The 249-nt window shown below is 46.6% G+C and carries 1 tRNA gene; it reads right to left on the bottom strand.

The features are described from left to right. Positions 1-2: 2 nt before the first annotated feature. Positions 3-75: transfer RNA gene (locus tag EXT43_RS20585), tRNA-Gly, on the bottom strand. Between the last annotated feature and the right edge of the window lie 174 nt (positions 76-249).

Here is a 249-nt window from a genome sequence, read left to right as displayed (position 1 = left end):
GGAGCGGCACACGAGGCTCGAACTCGTGACCTCAACCTTGGCAAGGTTGCGCTCTACCAACTGAGCTAGTGCCGCATTAAATAGTTTCTAGTTACAAGATTCAAGTTACAAGTTTGAATAGCTTGGTGCTTTCAACTTTCCACTTGAAACTTATATCAATTTCTTTTGGTGAAGAAATTGGAGCGGCACACGAGGCTCGAACTCGTGACCTCAACCTTGGCAAGGTTGCGCTCTACCAACTGAGCTAGT

The sequence above is a fragment of the Pseudoalteromonas sp. CO109Y genome (assembly GCF_004208935.1).
In the GTDB taxonomy this organism is placed as follows: domain Bacteria; phylum Pseudomonadota; class Gammaproteobacteria; order Enterobacterales; family Alteromonadaceae; genus Pseudoalteromonas; species Pseudoalteromonas shioyasakiensis.
Note: the sequence above shows the minus strand (reverse complement) of the source record. Positions and strands in the feature narration are given on the sequence as shown.